The organism is Embleya scabrispora DSM 41855 (assembly GCF_000372745.1).
GTDB lineage: Bacteria > Actinomycetota > Actinomycetes > Streptomycetales > Streptomycetaceae > Embleya > Embleya scabrispora.
On sequence record NZ_KB889686.1, the window covers coordinates 118,296 to 142,777 of the forward strand.

At 72.0% G+C, this 24,482-nt stretch carries 25 protein-coding genes; 10 read left to right on the top strand and 15 right to left on the bottom strand.

Annotation, left to right across the window (positions count from 1 at the left end; all coding sequences use genetic code 11):
- Positions 1-56: 56 nt before the first annotated feature.
- Together A3IC_RS0132480 and A3IC_RS0132485 are read right to left on the bottom strand one after the other, a co-directional pair.
- Positions 57-1,505 carry a hypothetical protein gene (locus A3IC_RS0132480; RefSeq protein ID WP_020554253.1) on the bottom strand — a complete coding sequence of 483 codons (1,449 nt, stop codon included), beginning with the start codon at positions 1,503-1,505 and terminating at the stop codon, positions 57-59.
- 121 nt (positions 1,506-1,626) lie between these two features.
- On the bottom strand, positions 1,627-2,565 hold the full coding sequence (locus tag A3IC_RS0132485; protein WP_158696186.1) for a flagellar basal body-associated FliL family protein: 939 nt from the start codon (positions 2,563-2,565) through the stop codon (positions 1,627-1,629).
- Positions 2,566-3,364: 799 nt separating this feature from the next.
- Here A3IC_RS0132485 and A3IC_RS0132490 point away from each other — a divergent pair.
- Entirely contained in the window at positions 3,365-4,450 is a 1,086-nt protein-coding gene (locus A3IC_RS0132490) for a polyprenyl synthetase family protein (protein ID WP_020554255.1), read from the top strand.
- Positions 4,451-4,702: 252 nt separating this feature from the next.
- Positions 4,703-4,921 (top strand): response regulator transcription factor, encoded by a 219-nt coding sequence (locus A3IC_RS0132495; protein WP_020554256.1) that lies wholly within the window; start codon positions 4,703-4,705, stop codon positions 4,919-4,921.
- A gap of 36 nt (positions 4,922-4,957) precedes the next feature.
- On the opposite strand, the gene A3IC_RS0132500 is transcribed toward A3IC_RS0132495, so the two are convergent.
- Positions 4,958-5,461: a methylglyoxal synthase gene (locus tag A3IC_RS0132500; RefSeq protein ID WP_079026812.1), complete on the bottom strand. Its 504-nt coding sequence runs from the start codon at positions 5,459-5,461 to the stop codon at positions 4,958-4,960.
- Positions 5,462-5,566: 105 nt separating this feature from the next.
- Positions 5,567-6,097 (bottom strand): MFS transporter, encoded by a 531-nt coding sequence (locus tag A3IC_RS0132505; protein ID WP_020554258.1) that lies wholly within the window; start codon positions 6,095-6,097, stop codon positions 5,567-5,569.
- Between the two features lie 701 nt (positions 6,098-6,798).
- Between A3IC_RS0132505 and A3IC_RS57785 the strand changes: the two genes are divergently transcribed.
- The gene (locus tag A3IC_RS57785; RefSeq protein ID WP_040877501.1) at positions 6,799-7,227 is read left to right on the top strand and encodes an antibiotic biosynthesis monooxygenase family protein; all 429 of its coding nucleotides are present in this window, start codon (positions 6,799-6,801) and stop codon (positions 7,225-7,227) included.
- 39 nt (positions 7,228-7,266) lie between these two features.
- Here A3IC_RS57785 and A3IC_RS0132520 read toward each other — a convergent pair whose 3' ends face one another.
- Positions 7,267-7,875: a TetR/AcrR family transcriptional regulator gene (locus tag A3IC_RS0132520; RefSeq protein WP_020554261.1), complete on the bottom strand. Its 609-nt coding sequence runs from the start codon at positions 7,873-7,875 to the stop codon at positions 7,267-7,269.
- Between the two features lie 114 nt (positions 7,876-7,989).
- A complete protein-coding gene (locus A3IC_RS0132525) occupies positions 7,990-8,544 on the bottom strand; it encodes a carboxymuconolactone decarboxylase family protein (protein WP_020554262.1) in 555 nt (184 codons plus the stop codon).
- 100 nt (positions 8,545-8,644) lie between these two features.
- Here A3IC_RS0132525 and A3IC_RS0132530 point away from each other — a divergent pair, with 100 nt between their 5' ends.
- Positions 8,645-9,004 (top strand): winged helix-turn-helix transcriptional regulator, encoded by a 360-nt coding sequence (locus A3IC_RS0132530; RefSeq protein ID WP_020554263.1) that lies wholly within the window; start codon positions 8,645-8,647, stop codon positions 9,002-9,004.
- Positions 9,005-9,214: 210 nt separating this feature from the next.
- On the opposite strand, the gene A3IC_RS0132535 is transcribed toward A3IC_RS0132530, so the two are convergent.
- The 7 genes from A3IC_RS0132535 to A3IC_RS0132565 all read right to left on the bottom strand — a co-directional run bounded on the left by A3IC_RS0132535 (position 9,215) and on the right by A3IC_RS0132565 (position 17,825).
- Positions 9,215-10,453 (bottom strand): helix-turn-helix domain-containing protein, encoded by a 1,239-nt coding sequence (locus tag A3IC_RS0132535; protein WP_026219007.1) that lies wholly within the window; start codon positions 10,451-10,453, stop codon positions 9,215-9,217.
- Positions 10,454-10,525: 72 nt separating this feature from the next.
- The gene (locus A3IC_RS0132540; protein WP_020554265.1) at positions 10,526-11,020 is read right to left on the bottom strand and encodes a metallophosphoesterase family protein; all 495 of its coding nucleotides are present in this window, start codon (positions 11,018-11,020) and stop codon (positions 10,526-10,528) included.
- 110 nt (positions 11,021-11,130) lie between these two features.
- Positions 11,131-12,174 carry an SIS domain-containing protein gene (locus A3IC_RS0132545; protein ID WP_026219008.1) on the bottom strand — a complete coding sequence of 348 codons (1,044 nt, stop codon included), beginning with the start codon at positions 12,172-12,174 and terminating at the stop codon, positions 11,131-11,133.
- A 183-nt stretch (positions 12,175-12,357) separates the two neighbouring features.
- Complete coding sequence (locus A3IC_RS57790; protein ID WP_158696187.1) at positions 12,358-13,341, bottom strand: ROK family protein; 984 nt, start codon at positions 13,339-13,341, stop codon at positions 12,358-12,360.
- Positions 13,342-13,449: 108 nt separating this feature from the next.
- Complete coding sequence (locus A3IC_RS0132555; RefSeq protein WP_020554268.1) at positions 13,450-14,691, bottom strand: alanine racemase; 1,242 nt, start codon at positions 14,689-14,691, stop codon at positions 13,450-13,452.
- A 151-nt stretch (positions 14,692-14,842) separates the two neighbouring features.
- Positions 14,843-16,339: an APC family permease gene (locus A3IC_RS0132560; RefSeq protein ID WP_079026814.1), complete on the bottom strand. Its 1,497-nt coding sequence runs from the start codon at positions 16,337-16,339 to the stop codon at positions 14,843-14,845.
- A 292-nt stretch (positions 16,340-16,631) separates the two neighbouring features.
- Positions 16,632-17,825, bottom strand: coding sequence for an ROK family transcriptional regulator (locus A3IC_RS0132565; protein ID WP_020554270.1), 1,194 nt, complete (start codon positions 17,823-17,825; stop codon positions 16,632-16,634).
- A gap of 404 nt (positions 17,826-18,229) precedes the next feature.
- On the opposite strand from A3IC_RS0132565, the gene A3IC_RS65545 reads away from it, so the two are divergent.
- Positions 18,230-18,484: an NAD(P)-binding domain-containing protein gene (locus tag A3IC_RS65545; protein WP_245599740.1), complete on the top strand. Its 255-nt coding sequence runs from the start codon at positions 18,230-18,232 to the stop codon at positions 18,482-18,484.
- A 691-nt stretch (positions 18,485-19,175) separates the two neighbouring features.
- Here the strand turns inward: A3IC_RS65545 and A3IC_RS0132575 are convergent.
- Both A3IC_RS0132575 and A3IC_RS0132580 read right to left on the bottom strand, forming a co-directional pair.
- Complete coding sequence (locus A3IC_RS0132575; RefSeq protein ID WP_020554272.1) at positions 19,176-19,700, bottom strand: SRPBCC family protein; 525 nt, start codon at positions 19,698-19,700, stop codon at positions 19,176-19,178.
- A gap of 163 nt (positions 19,701-19,863) precedes the next feature.
- Positions 19,864-20,361 (bottom strand): MarR family winged helix-turn-helix transcriptional regulator, encoded by a 498-nt coding sequence (locus A3IC_RS0132580; RefSeq protein ID WP_020554273.1) that lies wholly within the window; start codon positions 20,359-20,361, stop codon positions 19,864-19,866.
- A gap of 170 nt (positions 20,362-20,531) precedes the next feature.
- On the opposite strand from A3IC_RS0132580, the gene A3IC_RS0132585 reads away from it, so the two are divergent.
- The 5 genes from A3IC_RS0132585 (at position 20,532) to A3IC_RS57800 (ending at position 24,480) form a co-directional block, all read left to right on the top strand.
- Positions 20,532-21,173, top strand: coding sequence for an NAD(P)-dependent oxidoreductase (locus tag A3IC_RS0132585; protein WP_020554274.1), 642 nt, complete (start codon positions 20,532-20,534; stop codon positions 21,171-21,173).
- 27 nt (positions 21,174-21,200) lie between these two features.
- Positions 21,201-22,052, top strand: coding sequence for an alpha/beta hydrolase (locus tag A3IC_RS71520; protein ID WP_020554275.1), 852 nt, complete (start codon positions 21,201-21,203; stop codon positions 22,050-22,052).
- Between the two features lie 205 nt (positions 22,053-22,257).
- Positions 22,258-22,656, top strand: coding sequence for an acyl-CoA dehydrogenase family protein (locus A3IC_RS72680; RefSeq protein WP_205354740.1), 399 nt, complete (start codon positions 22,258-22,260; stop codon positions 22,654-22,656).
- On the top strand, positions 22,653-23,336 hold the full coding sequence (locus A3IC_RS62945) for a haloacid dehalogenase-like hydrolase (RefSeq protein ID WP_079026815.1): 684 nt from the start codon (positions 22,653-22,655) through the stop codon (positions 23,334-23,336). The genes A3IC_RS72680 and A3IC_RS62945 overlap by 4 nt, the downstream gene beginning before the upstream one ends.
- A 151-nt stretch (positions 23,337-23,487) precedes the next feature.
- A complete protein-coding gene (locus A3IC_RS57800) occupies positions 23,488-24,480 on the top strand; it encodes an ADP-ribosylglycohydrolase family protein (protein WP_020554278.1) in 993 nt (330 codons plus the stop codon).
- The last annotated feature ends 2 nt before the right edge of the window (positions 24,481-24,482 follow it).

A 24,482-nucleotide genomic window follows, 5' to 3' on the forward strand; every position in this document is an offset into this window, starting at 1 on the left:
CCCCGCCTCCTTCGCCGGCCGGTTCGGACCGGCCGCCTCCGGACGCCGGCGGCCCGCTACTCGTGCGGGCCGCCGGCTGCTCCGCTACGACTCGGCCAGCCGGGCGCGCAGGGATCGTAGGCGCTCCTGCGCGGCCTCGCGTCCTGGGTCGGTGGGGGGATCATCGAGTAGGCGCGCAGGACGACCGAGCCGAGGTCGTGTGCGGCCTCCACCTCCTCGACACGCAACCAGCAGTGGTGCGCGTTCTCGATCATCCGGGCCGCGTCCTGTGGGTGGGCGCCCCGAGCCAGGGCCGCGTCGGCGTACAACTCGACCGCGAGAGCCGGTCGACCGGTCAGCAGGGCCACATAGGCATGCACCTCGCGCGCGGGCGGCAGCGCGTACTCGTCATCGCCGTGGCCGACCGACGCGTCCAGGGATGCGGCCATGGCCAGTGCCTGGTCGTCCGCACCCGACCGCACGGCGCGGGCGATCTCCACAAGGATCCGCTCCTGTTCCTCGGTCGGCTCGACCAGGACGGGGGGCGGACTCGGCTCGGGCGGGGCGGTCGGCTGAGGCGGAGGGGTCGGCTCAGGCGGGGCAGTCGGCTGAGGCGGAGGGGTCGGCTCAGGCGGGGCAGTCGGCTGAGGCGGGGCAGTCGGCTCAGGCGAAGCAGTCGGCTGAGGCGGAGCGGTCGGCTCGGGCGGAGTCGGAGTCGGAGTCGGAGTCGGCAGGTGGGTGGAAGCCGGCGGCTCCGCCGGCTCGGGCACCGTGCGCGCGGGCGGGTCGGGAAAGGCCAGGGGTTCCTCGTCGGCGGGCACCCGGGCAGCCGGCGGTTGCGACGGATGCCAGGTGGGGGCCGGTTCCGCCCGGTCGAGCGCGGTCGGCGTCGCTTCGAACGAGGGCGGCTGCGCGGCCGGTTCGACTTCCGGACCGGCCGGCGCCTGCCGCGTCGATGCCCGCTCGACCTGCTGCCCGGGGTCGAACGGCGGCTCACCGAAGGCGCCGTCGGTCGGCAGGTTCGGTGGCTGCCTGTCCGCCGACTCGCCAGAGGGCCCGGAAGGCGCCTCGCCGTGCGGCCCCTCGGGCGTTGCTCGCGCCCTCGGATCCACCGCGCCGGTCGGGAGCCGGCTCCGAGTCCCCGTCGACCCGTCGGCGGCCGACGGTCGTTCCGAGCGTTCCCGAGCGTCCCGGCTCCGCTCGACGACGTCCGGGCGCGGGGTGCGCTTGCGTCGGCCCGGGAGCGAGCGCCGCTTCGAGGGAGGAGGAAACGCGCTGTCGGAGGCACTGGCCCTGCCATCCGGCGCGACGATGAGCGGGAAGATCGTGCCGTCCGGCTCCCTCGCCTCGGCGCGCACCGGGCGGCCCAGGGCTCGCGCCGTCGCCGCCGCCTTCTCCAGCGCGACCGCGCGCGGGAGCGCATCGGGCGGAACCGGGATCAGCTCCCCGTCGACGTGAACCGTGTCGTCGATCGACAACTCGATCGAGACGACGGGCCACGCCGGCACCACGAATTCGTCGGGCACGTGCGCTCCTTCGGTCGAGCTGAGGACATTGGTTCTCGTCGGTGGAACCGATGCGGAGGGGAGTCGAAGCGGTTCGGGACGGAACGGGTCGGAAAAACCGGCCGCCGGGTGTCGGGCCTGCCTAGGGGCGGCCCGAAGCGGACGGCCGCGCGCTGGTTCCGGGCGTCCCGGGGACGGACGTCGCGATCACCGGCGGTCCGCACACCGGCTTGCCGGGCGCCAACTTCATCGAGGGTGTTCCGGTGATCAGGGTCACCACGACCACACACGAATCGGCGCTCACCGGCGGGCCGGTGAAGACGACGCTCGTCTCACCCGCGCCGGGCAACTCGGTCTTCTGGTAGGCGCCGGCCGGACTTTGCGCGATCGCCATGTATCCGGCGATCCCGTCGGTCCGGGTCGGCGCCTGCCACGACACCTGGATGCGTCCGTCGGCGGAACGTCTGGTCACCTGCTGGGGTTGATACGCGGCCAATTGTTCGGGAGCGATCACACTCGCGGTCGCCGGCGGCGCCGAGGACGGCGGGGCGTCGGCGGCGGTGTCCTCGTCCCCGCCGGTGAGCAGGACCGCAGCGACGGTGATGCCGGTGACCAGGAGCACCCCGGCGACCACGAGACGCACCCGGGACTGCGGCTTCGGCCGCTCGGACTGCCAGTCGTAGGCGTTCGGTTCACCCGAAGTCGCCGACCAGTCCCCACCGACCGCCGGTTCCGCTCCTGTCTCGGAGACTCCCGATGCCGACCAGAACCAAGGGGGTTGTCCCGCGGCCTCGCCCGCCGTACCCGTCGGGAGCGCCGTCGGCGGCGGTCCGTCCGCCTGGAAACCCGGTGCGAACGGAATCGGCGGTGGCACGTCCGCCTGGGCGAACGCCCCTGCGGTCACAGTCGGCGGGCCCGCGAACCGCGGCTCGGTCGGTGCGTACGCCGGCGCGGCCGGGCCCGGCGCGTCGAGCTCGGCGTCGGCCGGCCACCAGCGTGGTCGGGTCAACGCCGGTCGCGGGCGGGCGCCGCCGTCGCCCGCGTCCCCCGCGTCCTCCCACCGCATGCGACCTGCGCTCATCGCCTTCGACCCCGTCCCCCATCGATCCTGCGTAACGCGATGCCCATCACCACCGGATCCGGTCCACCTCGGAAGCGACCACACATCGCCCGGCGTCGGGATGCGCCTCGACCGCGGCGGCACACCGTCGCGGTCGTCGGTGTCCGGGTGCCGGATGGCCCGATCACCTCGGGTCGCGGCCGTTCCGCGACGCGCGGGCGGCGAGTGGGGTCGGCATCGGCGTCCCACGGTCACGGCGAACCGAACAACGGAACCCATGCGGAGTCTAGGAACCGGCCCACGCGACCGATAGGACCGATCACGCGGAAGCAGGCGCGCGAATCGGCCGAGGATCCGGCGGCGATCCCCGCGGCGCACGGTGCGGGGCTGCTCGACGAGATCGCGGACCGGACCGGACGGGCGCGGGCGAGGACCCCAGCCGGACCCGCGGCGCCGCGATTCGCGGCACGTGGGCGTCGCAACAGGCCCAGGCCGCGCTCGGGGACCTCGACCGTGAGGAGTCGGCGGACGGCCCGGACGGCCGCCGCCGACCGCCGGCGCCGAGTACACCGGACCCGTGGACGCGGCCCGCAGCCGTGCGCCCCGACGCGAAACCACGCGATGGTGGGGAGTGGAAGCGCGGATTCCCGTTCGGGTGAGCGCACGCCGGAGCGATGCTTCCGTACCCGGCTGTCGGCGAACCGCCGGGGTCTGTTGGGTTGATCCGGGCGCCGGCGAGCGTCCGCGTCATGCGTCGCCCCCAGCCGCTTCGGCGCACCGGGGGCCGCGCTCCGGGGGCGATACAGGGGGTTCGCACGCTGTGACCGAGACACCGCAGGTTTCCTCGACGGCCCATAAACGTCGATCGACCGGGCGGGCGCACACGATCGTCGCGCCCACCCCGTACGAGTTCTCCGATCGGCCGATCGTGGACGTACCCACCGTCCTGGCCGCCGAGTTCGCCCGCCGCTGGCCGCAGGGCGCCGACGGCATGGACGCGGTGCACCGGTACGCGTTGCTGCCGACCGGCAAGCTGCTGCGACCCGCGCTGGTGATGTACGCCGCGCTCGCGGTCGGCGGCGAGGTCGAGCACGCGCTGCCGGCCGCCGTCGGCATGGAGTGCGTGCACACCGGCAGCCTGGTGCACGACGACATCGTCGACGCCGACGAGGAGCGGCGCGGCCGGCCCGCGGTACACGTCGCCTATGGCCCCGAGCGGGCCATCATCGCGGGCAGCGCCCTGTACTTCGCCTGGTTCGGCGCGCTCGCCGAGTGCGCGCGCCACGGCGTGCCGGGCGAGCGCATCGCCCGCGCGATGGCGGCGCAGGCCGAGGGCGGATACGCGATGTGTCAGGGCGTGTTCGACGAACTCGGCTTCGCCGGCGATCTGGACTGCCCGGTCGAGGACTACCTCTCGATGGCCGGCCGCAAGACCGGCGCGCTGCTGTCCGCGTCCTGCCGGGTGGGCGCGATCCTCGGCGGTGGGACCGACGCGGCGGTGGAGGCGCTCGGCGCGTTCGGGCGACACGTCGGCCTGGCCTTCCAGATCCGCGACGACCTGCTCCCGTACGACGAGGCATCCGCCGCCACGATGGGCAAGCCCGCCGACAGTGACGTGAGCAACCACCGCCCGACCCTGCCGGTGCTGCTTGCCCACGAACGCGGCAGCGTCGAACAGCGCGCCGCGATCCGGCGCGCCCTCCTGCACGAGGGCAATCCGGAGACCGCGCTCGCCCGGATGCGTTCGCTGGTCGAGACCACCGGCGCCGGCGCCGAGGCACGAGCCCTGGCCGACGGCTACGAACGCGGTGCCCGGGACGCGATCTCCCGGCTTCCCGCCAACCCGTACACCGAGGTGCTCACGCACTGGTCCCGCCGGGAACCCACCCCGCCCGCGGCCGGCTGACCATACCCGACGTGCCCGCCTTCGTCGGCACACGCCGACGCGCCGACGAAGGCCCGCACACCACCACGTCGCCGATCGCGATCAGGACCGTCTCGCTCCCGGTGGGTTGTCCGGCGCGAGCGGGTACGGACCGATCCGAAAGCACAAAATCAACCGGACACTGCCCGTATCACCGCGATGGGTGCGGCAAGGCTCGAAAGGACGACCGACGTGAGGGACGGGTCCGAATCGACAACGCCTCCGAAGGCGGCCATGACCGGTAGCGCGCATCCCGATCGGCTCACCGATCGTGAGGTGGAGGTGCTGACACTGATCGCGGCCGGTCTGAAGAACGCGGGCATCGCCGCCGCACTGTCCATCGGCGAGGCGACCGTGAAGACGCATATCAACAACGCCTTCGCCAAGATCAACGTCCGCAATCGAGCCGACGCGGTGCGCTACGCCTACCGCACGGGCCTGTCCCGGCCCTGAGCGCGGATCCACGGCCCGGCGGGGGATGGAAGCGCGCTATGCCGCCAGTGGTGCGAACATCGGCGAACCGGTGCGGTCCGGGTCGTCCGCCATCGCCAGCAGCGGCGAGGTGATCACGAAGTCGGCAGTCGCCCGGTTGCAGGCCACCGGAATGTCCGCCAGGACCGCGAGTCGCAACAACGCGCGCACGTCGGGCTCGTGCGGTTGCGGGCTCAGCGGATCCCAGAAGAACACCAGCAGGTCCACGTCCCCCTCGGCGATCCGCGACCCGATCTGTTGGTCGCCGCCGAGCGGACCGCTGCGGAAGCGGACGATCTCCAGGTCGAGTTCGTCGGCGAGGATGCCACCGGTGGTGCCGGTCGCGTACAGGCGGTGCCGGGCCAGGGTCTCGCGGTGGGTCCTGGCCCAGGAGAGCATCTCCGGCTTGCACCGGTCGTGCGCCACGAGCGCGATGCCTCGCTCGCGTTCGTGCCGGGGGTTCGGATCGAGCAGGTCGTTCGTTTGGGTCACAGGCGTCTCCGGTGTGCTGAGCTTCGACATGCCCCCAGTCTGGCCGCCGCGTGTTGCGCCGGTGTGGCCGAGACATGACAGCCACAAGAAGACGAATGGATCATGTCGCCGGCTCGGCGCACCCGGTCGGCTCGGCTACCCCTTGGCGGCCGGTGCCTCGGCGCGAAGCGCGGCGGCCACCGGCAGGGTCGGCCCCTCGGGAAGGACGCGCAGCGTGCGCACCGGCGAGCAGAAGACCGGGAGGAAGCCCAGCGAGCCGAGTCGGGTCGAGATCGGTCGGGCGCAGCGCGCGCCGACCAGGACACCGAGTCCACCGAGCGCCAGGTAGAGGCCCAACGCGCCTGCGGGCAGGTGCAGTTCCCGGACGAACACGACCGGCAGCAGCACGTTGACCAGTTGCGATCCGAAGTTGGTCAGCGCCGCCGTGCAGGCGAGGGCGCGCAGCTCGCGACGCCGGCCCACGTGGCGCAGTCCCTCGGCCATCTCGGCCCGAAGCCGGGCTTCGGTGCCGCCGGTCGCGGCCGGCGCCCCGTCCGCGCGGATCCGGGCGAGCCCGAGGCCGGACGCGAGGTAGCCGGCCACGGTGCACACCAACGCGACCGGGGCCGCGACCAGTTGGACCAGGAAACCGCCCGCGCTGCGGCCCGCGATGTTCGCGCTCGCCATCTTATCGGCGCAGGTGTGATGTCGAGATCGAATTCACCCCGGAGGACGTGGCCCGCACCCGCTTCGTGGTCTCCCCGCTGTGGGAGGTGATCGCGAGCGTGCGGGTCCTCAAGGGCGCGGACGAACAGGGCATGCACCGTGCCTGGACGGATCAGGTCCGCCCGCGCCTGGCCGCCGCGAAGGTGGACCTGACGCCGCTGACCGAGCTGGTCCCGGTACCGACCCGGGCCCTCGCAGGCTTCCTGTGCCCGCCGCCGACCACCCCACGACCTCGCTGGACGTCGAGCCGGCCACGCTGCGCGCCACCCCACGCGAACTGCTGCGCACCACCTCGGAGGTCGCGCCGGAGCGGATCGCCGCCCTGCGCGCCGACCCCGAGCGCGAGTTGCGCCGGTTGGCCGAAACGATCGAGGCGTACTGGGAGTTGGCGCTCGCGCCGTACCGGCTGCGGATCCTGACGTTTCTGGAGGGGGACATCCTCTTCCGCGCCCGGCGGCTGGTCGAGAGCGGCGCCCGCGGCCTGTTCAACGACCTGGACCCACAGGTGGCGTGGGACGCGGGCACGCTCCAGGTGCGACACCGGTTCGCCCGCGCGGGTCCGCGATCGGTCCGCGAGTGCGGTGGGCGGGACGCGTGGGAGCGCGTACGCTCTCGGTCTTGCCCGCGTCCTCATGATCGACTTTCCGAAAGCGAGCCCTACGGTGCCCACGCTCCCCTGGACCACCCCGAACCCGGCCATACCCGGGACTCGGGTGCTCGTGATGGCCTCCCGGTTCGAGGTTCACTCGGCCAAGGACGTACCGAAGTTCTTCCTCAAATCACTGGCCGCCTGGCGTCAGGTGAAGTCCGCGCCGGGGGCGGTGGGCGCCTCGCTGATCGCCCAACCGCTGAAGCGCGTCTTCTACACGCTGTCCGCGTGGGAGAGCCGCGAGGCACTGGACACCTTCGTGCGGACCGAACCGCACCGCGGCATCATGGGGGCGCTGCGCCCGACCATGCGCACGTCGACCTTCACCTTCTGGGAAGTGGCGGCCGAGAGCCTGCCGATCACCTGGCCGGACGCCCGTGCACACCTGGCCGACCAGGAGCGCGGGAACTCGACCGAGCGCGACGGCAATACGAACTCCTGAACACCGAACCTCCCGCCCGCCACGACGAGTAGGCGCGGGCTACGTCGCCGTACCCTGCGGCCAGCAGCGCATGGCGAGCGCGGCGACGCGTTCCAGGGTCGCGCGGTCGACGCCGTCGACTGCCTGGGTGGACATGCCCTGGACCACCGCCGCGTAGTAGGTGGCGAGACCGTCGGCATCGGTGTCCGCGGGCAGCCGGCCGGTGGTCGTGTCGGCGACGATCCGCGCGCGCATCACCGCCTTGGACGCCTCGCGAATCGCACGCAGTTCGGCCTTGACCTCCTCGGACGCCGACGTGCAGTTGACTGCCGCGGTGATCACCATGCAGCCCGGCGGGTGACCGGGCTCGGTGTACGCGGCGGCCAGCGCGTACAGCAAACTCTCCATCGCCCGGCGCGCGTCCGGCGCCGCGGTGATCACGTCACCGGCGACCGCACCGTAGGTGACCCCGTAGCGCCGAATGGCCTCGCTGAAGAGCTTGCGCTTGTCGCCGAACGCCGCGTACAGGCTGGGCGGCTTGATGCCCATCGCGGCCGTCAGCGAGGCCACCGAGGTCGCCTCGTAGCCGTGTTGCCAGAACTCGAGCACCACGCGGTCCAGCGCGGCCTCGCGATCGAAGCCGCGCGGGCGGCCTGGGGTACCGGACATGCTGCCATTGTATAGCGATCGTTATGAAACCTGGCGGACTCGGACCGAGCACGTCACTGAGGCACGGATGTCTCGCCGGCGAACAGCGCACCCCGGACGCCGGGCCCTCGACGGTCAGGCCCGCACCGGATACGGCGCCGCCCACTCCTCCGCCGGCAGGCGAAGCGCGTTGGCCACGTAGGCGATCGTGCGGTACCACCCCGCCAGGACCAGGATCTCCACGATCTCCCGGTCCCCGAACCGCACACGCAGGTCGGCCCACGCCTCGTCGGTGAGGTCGGCGCCGTCGTGCAGTTCGTCGACCACCCGCACCAGAATCGCCTGCCGTTCGGTCCACGCACCCGCGTCGTCGTACACGGTGGCCCGGAGCCGGCGCGGGCTCAGGCCGACCCGCCCGCCGAACACCTCGGCGTGTACGCCCCATTCGTACGAGCAACCGGCCCGCGCGCATACCCGCTGCACCACCGTCTCCCGTTCCACGGCCGGCAGCGTGCCGTGCACCAGCAGCCCGGAGCCGAGCACACGCATGCGCGACGCCAGTTCCGGATGGTGCTCCAGCACCCGGAACAGCGCGAGCGGCTCACGCTCGCGCGCCGGTCCCATCCAACGGGCCAACGCCGCCTCGGTCTCGGCGGCGTAGGGCGGCGACAACGGCGTGATCCGCGACATGGACGCACTCCTGCACTGGCCGGTAGGGCCGATCGGCTGCTTCGCTTTCAGAAGCACTATGCTGCTTCTGAAAGCGAAGCGCAAGAGAAGGGCAACGCCCGTGGGCAGCGACACCGACGACGAACGCGGCATCCCCCTTCCGGGCGGCCCGGTCCGGGGCTCGACCACCGGACGCGCGCCGATGGCCGCGCTCGACCTGCTCGGCCGGCGCTGGATCCTGCGCCTGATCTGGGAACTGAGCCGCGAGCCGGCAGGCTTCCGGGCCCTGCAACGCCGCTGCGACGACATGTCCTCCAGCGTCCTCAACACCCGCCTACGCGACCTGGTCGAGGCCCGAATCGCCATCCAGGACCCGACCGGCCGCTACGAACTCACCCCCCTCGGCGCCCACCTCGTCGAGGCCCTCGACCCCCTCCTGGCATGGTCGATCGCCTGGGCAAGCGAATTGGAGAAGGACTGAACACCCCCACCACCAGGGCCGGTCACCCCCGCGTGGTGCGGCGACCCGCCTCGCCCACGTCGACATCGGCCCGCCCCGACCGTCACACGTGGGCGCCGGAGCGGTGCACCCAGCCACCGGATACCGTGCGCTCCGGATGAAATGGACCACCACGCACACCTGGTGGTACTTCCCACCTTGATGGGCGGCAACTACGACGACGCGTGGTACTCAGCCGGCTACGTCCAGATAGGTCGCCATCTCGCGCATGTCGGCGGTCAAGGTTCGCTTCCGCTTGTGCAGAATGCCGCGCATGACATCTCGCGCCATCGCCTGATGCCGTAGCCACTCGGGGGACACCGCGCGGACCTGCTTCAGTTCGTCCATGCCGCTCTGGTGATCGCCCAGGTTCACATATGCGTAGCCGACGTCGAGCCGATGCCGGTTCCAATTGTCACCGCTGGGCTGCCCGGCCTTGCGCCGGCCCTTGGCACTCAGTGGGCCCTCCTCCGCGCGCCGCAGGGCGGTTCTGGAATCCCCGGAGATCATCGCGTCCTCCACCGACTTCATGGCCACCGTGACCGGCCCGAAGGTGATCCCATGACGGTGGTAGTCGGTGCGTTCGACGCCCACCGCCGCGGCTGCCGCGGTCGCCATCCGCAAGTGGGCCTGTGCCTCCCGCGGACGGTTGTTGCGCACCGCGCCCGCCGCTCCACGCAGCGCCAACCAGCCCCATACGGCGAGTTGTTCCGGCGTGGCCGTGGACATCTTCGGTTCGATCGCCTCGGCGGTCGTCATCGCCAACGTCTCCGCATCGTCCAGACGCCCCTGACGAAGCAGCAACCAGCACAACCCGACGACTCCCGAAGCCGCGCTCAGCGTGTCCTCGGCCGCCCGCGCATCCGCAATCGCACCTGCCAGGGCCTGATAGGCCAAGTCGTAGTGCCGTGTCTGCGTCAGGAAGCGCCCGGCCACCTGGTATGCCTCCGCACGCGTGACGAGTGCGCTCGCACGTTCCTCACCTTCGGCGTAGTACTCGACGGCTCGATCGGTACCCCGCAGTAGGTCGGGCAGGAGCAGTGCGACGCTTTGATATCGGTCGGCGTGGTAGAGCTTCGCCCCATCCAGGACGGTCCGACGCAGTGCCGGAAGACTCGGCTCCTCCCCCGGCTCGGGCAGGCGCGCACTCAGGCCCACCGGAGGCGTCAGGGCCTTGCGAAGCTCGATCAGATGGAGCCGGTTGGGATCATCCGAACGCACGGGTTCCGGTGCATCCGCAGCCAGTAGCGCCGAGGTCCGCACACCCAGGGCGCGGGCAATCGCATGCAGCGACTCCATCCGCAGCGTGCCGCCCTGCTCGACCTTGCGGATCGTCCCCAGCGACAGCTCGGCCGCCTCGGCCAGTTGCTCCTGGCTGTACCCGGCGCGGCGCCGGTACCTCCTGACGTTCTCACCGAGTGTTGCCGTCATGGTCCCCACCATCTGTTGGTCCACTCGCGCACTGCACCCGAGCCGGCGCGGCAAGGCAGCAACTGTCGCGCATCAATCCAGGTCGTGCAGGGCCACGTCGGTGACCTCGCCCGCGTCGGCGGTCAGCGTCATGTACGTGTGATGCGGCTGTCGGCGTCGGTCGGTCGGCGAGCCCGGGTTGAGCAAGCGCAGGCCGGAGGCGGCCACGGTGTCCCATGGGATGTGGCTGTGCCCGAACACCAGCACATCCACGTCGGGATACCGCGCCGCACACCGCCGTTCCCGACCCTCCGCCGGACCCGTCTCGTGCACGACGGCGAACCGCACCCCGCCCAACTCGACCCGGGCCACCTCCGGCAACCGGCTTCGCAGATCCGGCCCGTCGTTGTTGCCGTACACCCCGACCAACCGCCGCGACCGGGCCTCGAACAGGTCCAGCGCGGCGGCGTCGACCCAATCACCCGCGTGAATCACCACATCGACCGCCGCCAACTCGGCGAGCAACCGCTCGGGAAGCACCTTGGCCCGCCGGGGCAGATGCGTATCGGACGTGAGCAGAATGCGCATACCTCCACCGTACGAGCCCAACCACCGCCCCGGGCGACACCGGGCCGGGTGAACCCTGTCGTGGCCGGCGTCGACCCACCGGCCACGACCCGAGCGAGGCGCTCGAACGATCAGGTGGTCGGAGTGACCTTGGCCAGGCCGATCGGGGCGTCCGGATTGGCGCCGCGGTGCAGGGCGAAGGTACGGGCGAGATTTTGCAGATGCACGGTGGTGGCGATCGCGCGGGCGGATTCCGTACGCAGGTCGCCCAGTTCGGGCGCCACCGTCGCGTGCGGTATACCGTCGGCGACCAGGCGCGCGCGAAGGGCGGCGATGTCCGGTGCGGTCGGGCCGCCCAGGTCGATCAGCAACACCGGTACCCGATCGCCCAGTGCGGCGATCGGCCCGTGCAGCAGATCGGCGACCGAGATGCCCTCGGCGAACACCCCCGACGTCTCCCGAATCTTGAGCGCGCCCTCCAACGCCACCGCACCCCCGAGCCCACGTCCCGCCACCACCAGGCGATCGTGGTGCGCCCAGTCCGCGGCCAACGCCTCACACGCGTCGGCACCGGCCAGTACCCGACTCACCGCCTCCGGGAGACCGGCCAGATCCGCGAGATCCGCGACGGTCGGCGGCAACGGACCGAGCGCAAGCGCGATCCCGACCATGGCCACAAGCTGCGCGGTGACCGTCTTCGTGGCCGGAACCGCGATCTCCGTACCCGCGTCCGTCGCGGCAAGCACATGCGCCTCCGCCGCAAGCACGCTGTCCGCCTCGTTGGTGACCGCCACCACCCGGGCGCCCCGCTCGCGCGCGGCCCGCACCGCCGTAACGATCTCGGGCGTACGACCCGACTGGCTCAACGCGGTGACCAGGTAGCCGGTGTAGTCGGTGTGCGCGTCGTACCTGGTCACCAGGCTGGGCGCGGCCAGCCCGGCCGGCCGCCCGGACGCCAACTCGTACAGGTAGCGCCCGAACGCCGCCGCGTTGTCCGAGGACCCACGCGCAATCAATACCGACCCGTGCAACGGCACCGGCAACGCGTCCCGAATGGCCGCCGCCAGTTCCGGCAGTCGAGCCACCAACCGCCGCAACACATCGGGCTGTTCGGCCATCTCGGCGGCCATCACGGCGCCGGGGGCGGGAAGGGCGGGAGAAGCCGTGTTCGTCATGTTCATCCCATCGATCGATTTCGAACAACAAGGACCGAAAACCAAACCGCGACACCGAAACCCGACCGCAGCCGTGGGCCCCGGGCGGTGGCCGTGGCCGTGGCCGTGGCCGTGGCCGTGGCCGTGAACCATGGCCTCGGAGCGCGGAACAACCCGCCCCGCCCGCGGAGCGGACCAGCGCCGTCACGTCACCAACGCCCACCCCGGCCGCTCACCCCCAGCCACGTCCCACGCCAGCGCGGCAGCGCCCCGCAGCGCCCCGTCGTGGATGTAGCGCGCCGCCACGATCACATCGCCCGGATCGGCCGTGCCCGGAGTGTGCTTCGCCAGGAAACCCCGCAGCACGTCGAGCACCCGCTCGGACACGGCCATCAGCCCGCCACCCACGGCGATCCGCGTCGGATCCAGCGCCAGATACAGGTTGAGGACGTGGCCCGCCAACACATCGAGGGCATGCTCGGCGATGGCGCGCAGGCGCGGGTCGGTGGAGGTCAGGATCGCCGCCGCGTCCGGCGGCAGGCCATTGCCGGCGAGTGCGTACAGGGACTGCGTACGGGTCATGAGCGGGCCGCCGCCGATCAACGATTCCAGGTCCGGCTCCTCCGGCCGACCCGGCACCAGCGAGTAGCCGATCTCGCCGGCCACCCCCCGCGCGCCGCCCACGACCCGGCCGCCGACCGTGAGCGCGGCGGCAACTCCCGTACCCAGGTTGACGAACAGCCCCGGATCGGCGGCAACCAGCGCGCCCGAGCGCAACTCGGCCAACCCCGCCGCCTTGACGTCGTTGGCCACCACCACCGGCACCGACCCGAACGCCTCGCGCGCCAGGCCGAGCACGTCCACGTTCTCGATTCCGGGCAGGTTCGGCGACAGCTCCACCCCGGCCGAGGTCACCGTGCCGGGACAGACCAGGCCCACCGCCACGATCTCGCGCCGCCCGTCCCGGGTCACCGCCGCGACCTGCTCCCGGGCCAGCCGCAGCAGCCGATCCAGCGCGTGCGCCATGTCCTCGCCCGGCTCGCGGGTGGCCACCCGACGCTCGGCGAGCACCGTACCGGTCGCGTCGAGGGCGGCCATGGCCGTCTTGGTGCCGCCGATGTCGAGCGCGACTATCCCGAGGGAGTCGCGCGGCAGCGGTGGGTCGACCAGGTCAGCGGAGTCGAACACGATCGTCACAATCCTCGAGTCGGGCAATCGCACATGGCACGGGCAACGGGCACGGGCACGGGCAACGAGTAAGGGGCAACGGAAACAGTGGCCGTCGCAGCGGCCCGGTCAGGACGGATCGCCCACCACCCGCGCCTCCGCGTCGTACCGCTCGCCCCACACCACCGCACCCGCCTCGGCCTCGTGCAACCCGGCCCGGGGCGACCCTGCCCCGTGCAACCCGGCCACCGACCGCGTCCGCCCACGTGTCACGAACGCCTGCGGCCGGAAGCACATCACCACCGTGTCGCCCGGCCGGATCCCCAGCCGGCGCGCGTCCCGAAGCACCGTGTAGTAGTGGATCGCCCCGTCCGGAGCGGTGTCCACCCGCGCCACCCGCTCGACCGCGGTAGCCGCGTCCCGGCCCACCAGCGCGGTGAGCGGGAACTCGCCCAGGACCTTGTCGACGTAGTGCCCGGCGGCGAACGCGTACGCGTCGTCGCCGTCCACGTGCGACACCTCGGTCACGTACACGATCGCCGGCCGCTCCGGCGCCTCCTCGGAGAACACGTGCAGCGGAGTCGTCCCGTGGATCGCGTTGCCCGGCTCGACATGCGTGGCCCCCGCGTCGGCGGCGATCGTCAGCGAACGCGCCGACGTGGTCCCGGGCGCGTTCACCTGACGGATGTCGAACCCGGCCGCCCGCAACCGCTCGGCCGCCGCGACGACCGTGGCCAGGTTGGGCGTGGCCACGATCCGCCGCTGCTCGGGATCGGCGAGCAGGCACGGAAACGTGGTCACGCCGTGCACCGCCACACCCTCCACCGCGTCGACCTCGCGTGCCGCGGCCACCACGTCGGCGGCCGGGAACCCGCCGCCGTGGCCGAAGTAGAACCGGTCCCCGTCGCCGTGCACGCGAAGCAGCACCGACACGGGCGCGCCGCCGCGCCGTACCGCCGCCGCCCCGATCCGCCGGGCCGCGTCCACCGAGAACACGGTGACCACCTCGGGGTCGGCGCCGACCACGAAGTCCTCGCTGCCCCGATGCGGCTGCACCAGGTGCCCGACGTGCCCGACCGGCAGGCCGTGCCGGACCGCGGCCGACACGCACGCGGTGTCCACCGCGACCACCGGGCCGAGCCCCGCCTCGATCGCGGTGCGCGTGACGTCGGGATTGCGCCCGTACTGCTTGGCCATCACGTACGTGGACAGCCCGCGCGAGCGCGCGGCCTCGGCGATCGTGGCCGCGTTGCGCGCCACCGTGTCCAGGTCCGCCACGTACGTGTTGGCGAGCAGGCGACCCTCCTGATGAGCCGTCACGACGGCCCCGATCAGCGGGCGGTTGTGGGCGAGGAGTCGATCGAGGAACATCGCGAGGCTCTCCTTGAGACGAGCGGACGGGGCGAGGGGGGCGGGACGCGCGGACGGGATGCGGGGGGCACGCGGGCGGGCGAAGGCCGGGGGTCGTCGGGCATGGGGCGTCGGCGTGGGGCGTGGGGCCGTCGGGCGTTGCCCGCGCGGATCAGGTCCGGCCGACCGGCACGGATATCGCCCCCTCCCCCGGCTCCGCGGCCGACGCGCCGGCCGCGCCCGTATCCGGTTCGTCCTCGAACACGCGACCCATCGCGGCCAGCACCTGCGGACGCGAGCGGTGCGCCCAGACCAGATACGCGGTGCCCAGCAGCATCCAGCCGACGATCACGTACGGCACGAGGTTGTTCGGATGATCGGGCACCGGCCACAGCTGGCCGTATATCGGCAGCAGCATCAGCAACACGGTCGCCCCGGGCAGGATCCCGTGGCGCAGCGTGGAGAACTCGCCCCGGTGCTCGCGCAGGTAGAACCGGATCACCGCGACGCTCATCAGGATGTAGATGATCACCATCCCGAGCCCGAGGATGGTGCCCGCGAACCCGTACACGCCCAGCGGACCCAGATCGCCGCCGAAGCCGCTGCCCAGCACCAGCGCGAAGACGAGCGAGAAGCCCAGATAGGCGGTGATCGCCGATTGCGGCACGTGGCGTTCGTTGGTCCGGCCCAGGAAGCGCGGGAGCACACCTTCGCGGCCCATCGAGAACAGCACCCGCACGGCCGCGTTCGAGCCGGAGACCACGTTGGCGAACTGGCTGACGATCACGGTCAGCGCGAGGATCCAGGTGACACCCCAGTAGCGGTCCACCAGGGTGGTCAACGGCGCGGCGTCCTCGGCCAGTTGGGAACCGTGCGCGGAGCCGAAGCCGATCGAGGTCGAGTACGCCATCAGCACATAGAAGGTGCCGATCACCGCGACCGCGGTGAACAGCGCGAGCGGGATGCTGCGTTTGGCGCCGCGCGCCTCCTCACCCAGGGTGGCCACCGACTCGAAGCCGATGAACATCAGGATGCCCCACAACATGCCGGTGCCCAGGCCGCTGAAGCCGTCGATCGAATTGGCCGGATCGAACGGCGCCACCGACAGGCCCGAGTCGCCGCCGTCGCCGAGGATCACCCCGGCCAGGCCGAGCAGTACGCCGACCTCCAGGACGAGGAAGATCAACGCGGTCTTGGCCGAACTGGACACGCCGAGCGAGTTGACACCCCACACCACGGCGGCGAACGCCAGCGACATCACCTGCCACGGCACCCGGACGTCGAACTGGCTGTCCAGGAAGTCGTGGCTGTATCCCCCGAGCGCGGCGAACAACATCGGCCCGACCATGCCGTAGGTGAGCAGGAGCAGCCACCCGGAGAGGAAGCCGCCGGACTTGCCGAAGCCGTGGCTGTTGTAGGTGTAGGCGAAGCCGGCCGCCGGCAGCTTGCGGGCGAACGCGGCGATCGTGTTGGCGACCAGGAGGCTGGCCACCATGGCAAGCACGATGGCGAGCGGCAGCGCGTACCCGGCTCCCGCCGCGGCGGGCGGCGTGTTGAACGCGACGCTGGTGGCGGGGCCCATGAAGGCCATACACATGGCGACGGCACCGAACACGGACAACGTGTTCCGGCGGAGGGACCCGCCTCTCGACGGCTGTGGGGTCGACATCGGTGGTACTCCAGGCGGTTCGGTGGGGTGGGACGGACCCCTGAGGGTGCGCGGGCCACTTGGTGCGGCGGCGCGATCTGCGTTACGGGAGCGAAGGGGCGGTCGGCTGGGGAGGTGCTGGTGGCGCCGGCCGGTGTGGGGGCGCTTCGAGGTTGCGTGGATGTAATGGGTGGGATGGGTGGGATGGGTGTCGTGCGTGGAGCGGCGGCAGGTGGTTGCGTGTCGTGGGGGCCGTGGCCTCACGTCGTCGGTTCGCCGCGTCGGCTCCGCCCTGTGGTGGGCGAGTGGTCCGTCAGCGGGTCGTGCCCGCCGGCGAAAGCAGTGCGGACAGTTCCAGGTCGGCCCGGACCGCCGCCGCCGCGTCCGGCGCGACGTCGAAGCGGACCCGCAGTGCGCTCAGTCCGCGCGAGACCGCGCCCAGCGCGCCCGCGAGATCGGCCAGTTCGGAGTGCACGAGCTCGGGGCAGGCGGGCAATCGTCGGCGCACCCGTTCACGCAGGCGAGTGGTCATCGCCGCGTCGATCGAGGCCGAGACCCGGCCGCCGAGGACGACCAGTTCGGGTTCGTACGCGATCGTCACCGCGATCAACGCCACACCGAGCGCGCGCTCGAACCGATCGATCACGGCCCGCGCCGCCGGCGAAGAGTCGACGAACAGGTCGGCGGCGGTGTCCACGTCCAGACCGGCATCGCGCGCGGCCCGCATCAGGCCCTCGGCGCCGACCAGTTCCTCCACGGTGTGGTCCTCGGAATCCACCGGCAGGAAGCCGAACTCGCCCACGAGGCCGGTCGGTCCGCCCCGCACATGCCGATCCACGGCCACACCGGCGCCGAAGCCGGCACCGACGGTGAACATCACGGCGGTGTCGGCGGTACGGGCGGCGCCGTGCCGCAACTCGCCTTCCAGAGCCAGATCGGCATCGTTCCCGAAGGCGACGGTGCCGTCCAGCGCGCGGCGCACCCGGCGGGTGAACAGCTCGCCCTCGATCTGCGGAAGGTTGGTCGCGCCACGCACACCCAACCCGTCGGCCGCGACCGCCCCGGGCAGACCTATCACGCCCGCGCGCAGCACATCGGGCGCGGCCGAGTCGGCGTACAACGCACGAACCCGCTCGGCGAGCCAGTCCGCGAGATCGTCGGCCGCCAGGTGCCTCGGGGTCGGCTCCTCGCGATAGCGCGGCGAGTGGCCCAGCAGGTCGGTGGCCAGGAACCGACAGGTGGTGCCACCGAGGTCGACGCCGACCGCGACTCCACGCTCGGCGGCCACCTCGATCACCACACCCTGCCGCCCCCGCCGCCCGGTCTGCAAAACGGCGCCCTCCCGCACCAACCCCTCGTCAAGCAAGCCCTCGACCACACGCGAAACGGTGGCCGCGCTCAGCCCGGTCTGCTGGGTGAGACCCGCCCGACTGTGCTGCCCACCGGCCAACAACACCGCCAGCAGGCTGGAGCGGTTGGCCCAACGGGCATCGGCCGTCTCCGCCATGTTCACCTCTCAGAGTGAAAATATTTCAGAGTGAGAGCAAATTAGGCCCACCACAAAGAGGTGTCAAGACCCCATCAAGCCCCAAGCCCCCGGGAACCAACCAAGGGAAAATGCCCCCGGCCCCCGGCCCCCGGCCCCGAGCATCGCGAGCACACCCGCGCTCGGCGTCCTCGCCTGGCTCGCCACGGCCCGGGCCGTCAAGGCACGCAGGCGCTGGGATGGGCCGGGACCGATTCCCGCCCCGGCAGGCTTCGTCGCGGTCGCACTGCTGTGGAGAATGCCGCGGCCGACGTGACGACGGCTCCGTTCGACTCCCCGCGTGAGGAGCGGACGACGACCATCCCGACCACACGGACCCGCACCAACACGGGTCACGACCACCACACACCACGGAGGAAAGCACCATGAGGCGCATCGGCATCATCGGAGTGGGCGAGATCGGCCGGGCCGTCGTCGAGGGCCTGTGCGACGGGGGCGGTGCGTCGCCGGACGTCTTCTCGCCCCGAGGGGCCCGCACCGCCGCCGAACTGTGCGAGCGCTACGAGGGCGTCCATGTGTGCGCCGACAACCAGGAGGTGGCGAGCCGCTCCGAGCTGGTGATCATCGCCGTGCGCCGGCCGGCGTCGCCACCGACGCCTCCTCGCCGATCTGAAGGGTGAATCGGTGGAATGAGCCGACCGGCGGCCCGGGAACCGGATCCCACACTCTGGGGCGGGCCGCCGGCCCGGGCCGGGGCGCGATCAGGGGTGTTCGGTCGAGTGGGCCGGTCGCGGAGGGACTCGGCCGGGTGGGCGCCCCGTCGCGGGTGGCTCGGTACGGGGGATTCAGCCGTTTGGGTCGCCGTCGGTGTTCGTTCGGGTATAGGGCGTGCCTGTGGTCGGTCGGCTTGGGTCGGGCTCGTCCGCGCGGATGTGAATCCTGGTCCGTGGCGAGCAGGAAATCCGACGCGGCGCGGACTCCGCCGATCCGGAAGGAGGCAGGCAGCGGGGTGCCCTCCGGGAGCCGGTATACGGTGCCGATGGTCGCCCAGCGCCCGTGCCGGCCGCGGCGAGGCGGGAAATCGCGGGCCACCCACGAGTCGTGCGCGCCGATGGCCAGGACCGTCGTCCCGTTCGCGGCCCGGACCAAGCCGTCGACCACCGGCCATGCCTCCCGGTACCGCGCCGTCGAGCTCAACGTGGTGTCGGGCTCGCCGTTGTCGAGGTCTGCGGCCAACAACCCTGCACGTCAAAGGCGTTGGTCACGGAGTATGGGCCATCCGACCGAACCGGCCCGGCCGCGCCGGACCATGGGCGGGCCCGAGCGACGGCCGGCCCGGGCCGGTTCGTTCGGGGTGCGCACGGGTCGGATTCAGCCCTGCCGTCGACCGGTCTCGACATAGGCGCGGAGGTGGTCGAGGCCGCGTTCGAGGATGTCGCCGATGGCCAGGTCGGCCTCCGTACCGGCCGAGCGGTGGCGGATGAGCGCGTCCACGTGCAATGCCTCGCTGCCCTTCTTGCCGCCGAACTGGCTCGCGTCGTGGAGGCGCTCGCGCTCGATCGCGCCGTAGTCGAGCGGGTCCTCGCCGTCGTTCACCACGACGGTGACGATGCTGTTCACGTCGCCCGGGCCGTCCTGGACGATCACGATGCCGGTGTAGGACGTACCGCGCACGGCCCATTCGATCCGGGTGCCGGGACCGTCCCGATCCAGGTCGACCTCAGCCGCGACGGAATGCGCCGACTCGCCGGCCGTCACCACCACCGCGCGGCCCGAGGTGGCCCGGACCGCGGTCACCGGAGGGAAGTATTCGGGAAGCTTGTCCGTGTCGGACAAGAGCATGTACACCCGGTCGGTGGACGCTGCGACCTGCACGGAACGCGTGTGAAGAACCATGTGCGTGCTGCTATCCGTTCGAGGACCGTTCCATTCGCGATCCGCGTACGGCCCGCGCGCGTCGGCCGGGCGCACCGCGCGGGCGTGGCGGGCCGCCCGGTCAGCCGGCGTGCACTCGCCCACCCGCCCACGACGCCCCGAAGTCGCCCGGCGTACCGCGTCGTCAATCCGTGCTGTCGCCCAGGGATTCCAGGAGTGTGCGGAGCCCGTCGGCGAGGGCGGCCCGCTGCCTGACGCCGAGTGCGGCGAGCACGCGGCGTTCGGTGTCGAGGTGCGCGGGCAACACTCGGTCGATCAGCTCGCGACCCTCGTCGGTGAGTGCGACCTGTACGCCGCGGCCGTCCGACGCACTGGTACCGCGGGACACCAGGCCGCGTGCCTCGAGGCGGTCCAGGCGCTGGGTGATGGCGCCCGAGGTGACCATGGAGGCCCGCATCAACTCGGTGGGGCTCAGCCGATGCGGGGACGGGTGCCGGCGCAGTGTGGCGAGTACGTCGAACGACGAGGCGTCGAGCCCGTGTTCGCCGAAGGTCCGAGCCAGTTCGGCACCGACCAGACGCGCGGCGCGGGACAGCCGGGCGAGTACCGCCATGGGCGACGCGTCCAGGTCGGGGCGCTGCGTACCCCATTGCTCCAGCACAAGGTCGACGTGATCTGCCACGGCGTCAGGTTAGCCGAGTCGATGCGGTGGTCGGGATCGCCTTCCCCTTTCCAATTATCTTAGCGTTGAGGTACATTTCTCTTAGCACTAAGGGATCGACGGCTCGGTCGAACCATCGATCGACCACGGGTCCACCCGTCGATCGACCCATCCGAAAGGGGCACACCACCATGCGTATCACCGTGTTCGGAGCAGCCGGAAGCGTCGGCAGCCGAGTCGTCTCCGAGGCCCTGTCCCGGGGTCACGAGGTCACCGCCGTGGTCCGCGACGCGGCCCGCTTTCCCGAACTGCACCCCGAGGCCGAGGCCCGGGTCGGCGACGCCGCACGGGTCGAGGACGTGGCCGCGCTGAGTACCGGCAAGGACCTGGTGATCAGCGCGACCCGCCCGGCGCACGGCAACGAACAGGCGTTGGCCGACACCGCCGAGGCGCTGTTGTCCGGGCTCACCGGGACGGGGGTACGCCTGCTCGCCGTCGGTGGCGCGGGCAGCCTGACCGTGCCGGGCGCGAGCGACACCATGGCGGTCGACGACCCGCGATTCGTACCGACCGCGTGGCGCGGCATCGCCCTGGCCTGCAACGCCCAGCTCGACGTCTTCCGCACCGACGCCGAGGTCGACTGGACCTACCTGAGCCCGCCCGCCAACCTGGAGCCCGGCACCCGCACCGGTACCTTCCGGCTCGGCACCGACGAACTGCTCGTCGACGCCGACGGCGTCTCGGCCATCTCCGTCGAGGACCTCGCAGTCGCCCTCATCGACGAGGCGGAGCAACCCCGACACCACCGCGCCCGCTTCACCGTCGCGTACTGAGCGAGCCCGATGAGGTCCCATCCATTCATGAGCACGACACACACCGTCACGTCCGCCGACGGCACCGCGATCGTGTACGACCGGCACGAGCCGGCGGCCGACAGCCGGGGGACGGTAGTCCTCGTCGGGGGCGCCTTCGGCTACCGGAAGTTCCCGAAGATGGTGGAGCCGGCCAAGGCGCTGACCGACACATACGGGCTGACCACCGTGAATTACGACCGTCGCGGGCGTGGTGACAGTGGTGACACCCCCGGCCACTACGACGCGGCACGCGAAATCGACGACCTGGCCGCGCTGGTCGCCGCCGAAGGTGGCTCGGCGGCGTTGTTCGGCTGGTCGTCCGGCGCGGTGTTGGCGCTGCGGGCCGCCGCCTCCGGGCAGATCCCCGGAATCAGTCGGGTGGTGGCCTTCGAGCCGCCCTTCGTCGTCGACCGCACGCGCCACGTACCGCCGGCGGACCTGACCGCGACGTTGCATCGGCTGATCGCCGCCGATCAACACGCCAAGACCGTGCGGTACTTCATGACCAAGGGGATGGGCATCCCGGCTCCGTTCGTGGGCCTGATGCGCCTCACCCCGATGTGGTCCAAGCTCACCGCGGTGGCCGCCTCCACCGCGCACGACTGGGCGGTGATGGCCGAGCACATGCGCGGGGAGCCGCTCGACCCGGCCGACTGGGCCGGGGCGGAGATGCCGGTGTTGGTGCTGTCCGGTGGCCGCAGCGACGCGCTGTTGCGCACCGCCGCCGGCGCCGCGACCGCCGCGCTGCCCGACGCCCGACACATCGAGATCCCCAAGCTCAGCCACAAGCCGAACGTGGGGCTGCTCGCGCCGCCGGCGGGCGAGTTCCTCGCCGCCCAGGCGGCGCCGACCAGGTGACCCGGCGGCGTCGAGCGGGGGCGCCGGGCCGGCGGAGCGCCGGCCGTCGCGGGCGCGGCCGTCGCGGCACCACCCCCACCGCCGGGCAGGCCCGGCAGGCCCGGCAAGCCCCGGCCCACCCGGGAGGCGGCCCCGGGTCCCGCGCCCGGGACCACGGTCGGCCCGACGGAATTTCGCTTTCGGTGCGGGAATCCCACCCCCTTCGCTGGGTAGGACCCCGTCAGTCGCCACCGCCACCGGCGGCCGCGTCGGTGACCGGTTCGCCTGCGCCGTCCCTCGGTGTGCGCGTACGCCGTCCTCGACCCGGGAGCGCAACCATGGACTTCGCCTTCGACGACGATCAGGACCGGCGGCGGTACGGGCGGACAGCGGCGAACGGGTCGACCTGGAAACCGGCAGGGCCAAGATGTTCGCCTCCGAGGTGGCGATCAAGAACTCCCTCGAAGCGATGCGCATCCACGGCGGCCACGGCTACTCCGAGGAGTTCGGGGTCGAACGCCTCTACCGCGACGCCGTCCTGATGAGCATCGGCGAAGGCACGAACGACATCCTGCGCACGATCATCGCGAAGCAACCGATCATGGGGAAGCGGAAGATCGCATGACACCTTTGACCCGCACCCCACCCGGCCCCCGTCCACTCGTCGTCTTCGACCTCGACGGCACCCTCGTCCGAGGCGATTCGTTCGGCCACTTCAATCGTGTACTGCTGCGCCGCGCCCGATGGCGCATGGTGGCGGTGGCGCTGTGCCTACCGGTCATCGGCCCGCTGTACGCCTTCCACGCGACCCGCCGTCACGCCTTCGCCCTCGTCCTCCGACTCGCCACCATCGGCCTGTCCGCGGACCGATTCCAGGCCCTGGCCGTCGACTTCGCGGCGGAGCGCACGATCGAGAGCAACCGGGTCGCGCTCACCCTCGCCCGGGCCCGGGCGCATCTCGCCGCCGGCGACCGTGTCGTGATCGCGACCTCGTGCGCCGATCCCCTGGCGGGCGCCATCTGCCGTGCACTCGGCCTCACTTCGGTGGACGTGATCGCCTCCCGCCTCACCCCGAGCCGCACCGGCATGCGACCGCTCCCCGCCTGCCGTGGCCCCCGCAAGGTCACCCTCATCCGCGCGGCCGGCATCACCGACCCCATCACCCACGCCTACACCGACAGTTCCGTCGACCTTCCCCTGCTGATCGAGGCCACCCATCGTCACCTGATCGACCCCACGCCGACCCACCTCACCCGAATCCACCACCACCTGGGGCCGAACTACGAGGTACTGCGCTCCCGTTGACCGACCGACACGCGCGGTGGCCGGCACCTGCCGGCGCGCCGGGCCGATCGCATCGTCCACCGCCTCCGGGCCCGTGCGGATGTGGGTGCGGTGCGAACGCGGTTCGGTGCCTCGCCGGTGCGTGGTCGGGTCTCGCCTCTACGCTGCCCGTATGGACATCAGCGAGCGTGCCGTCGGAGCCGTCGTCGGGTCGGCCGTCGGGGACGCGTTGGGTGCGCCGTTCGAGTTCGGGGCGGCCGGGGACTTCGGTACCCGGTTTCCCGAGGCGCCGCCCGGGAGTTCGCGCGCCGAGGAGCGCTACGCGAACGAGATGTGCGGCGGTGGCGGGTGGGACGCCGGCGAGGCGACGGACGATACCCAGATGGCCGTGCACGTGGCGTACTCGCTGGTGGAGCGCGGCGGGTTGGACCTACCCGACATGTTCGCCCGCTTCCAGCGCTGGGCCCGTTCCGAGCCCAAGGACATCGGCCTGCAGACCGAGGACGTACTCACCAACGGCTTGCCCTGGGACCTCGCGGCCGGCGTGCACTTCCGGACCACCGGGCGCGCGGCCGGCAACGGGTCGTTGATGCGGGCCACCACCCCCGCCGTGTACTTCGCGTCCGAGGGCCGCACGGCCACCATGGCCGCCGCCCGGCGGATCGCCGCGCTCACCCACGGCGACCGCGCCGCGTGGGAAGGCACCGCGATCTTCCACGAGTTGCTGCGGGTGGCCCTGGTCGGCGACGATCCCTCGGCCGCGCTTGTGGAGACGCTCGCGGAGGTTCACCCCGAGCACCGCGAGCGCTACGCCGCCGTCCTGGACCCGACGTGGCACCCCACCGACGCGACCGAGTTCAACGGGGCCGTCTGGCCCTGCCTCGGCTCGGCGGTCTGGTCGCTGCGCACCACGTCCTCATACGAAGAAGCCGTCCGCGCGGCGATCGACCTCGGCGGCGACACCGACACCGTCGCGGCGGTGACCGGTGCCCTGGCCGGCGCCCGGTACGGGCCGGCCGCCATCCCCACTCGCTGGACCGAGCGCCTGCACGTCCCGCTCCCCGGCTCGAACGGCGAGGTCCTGCGCACACCCGACCTCGTGCATCTGACCGACCGGCTCCGCACCCGCACGACGCACCCGGCTGCCCCGGCCACCCTCGACTGACC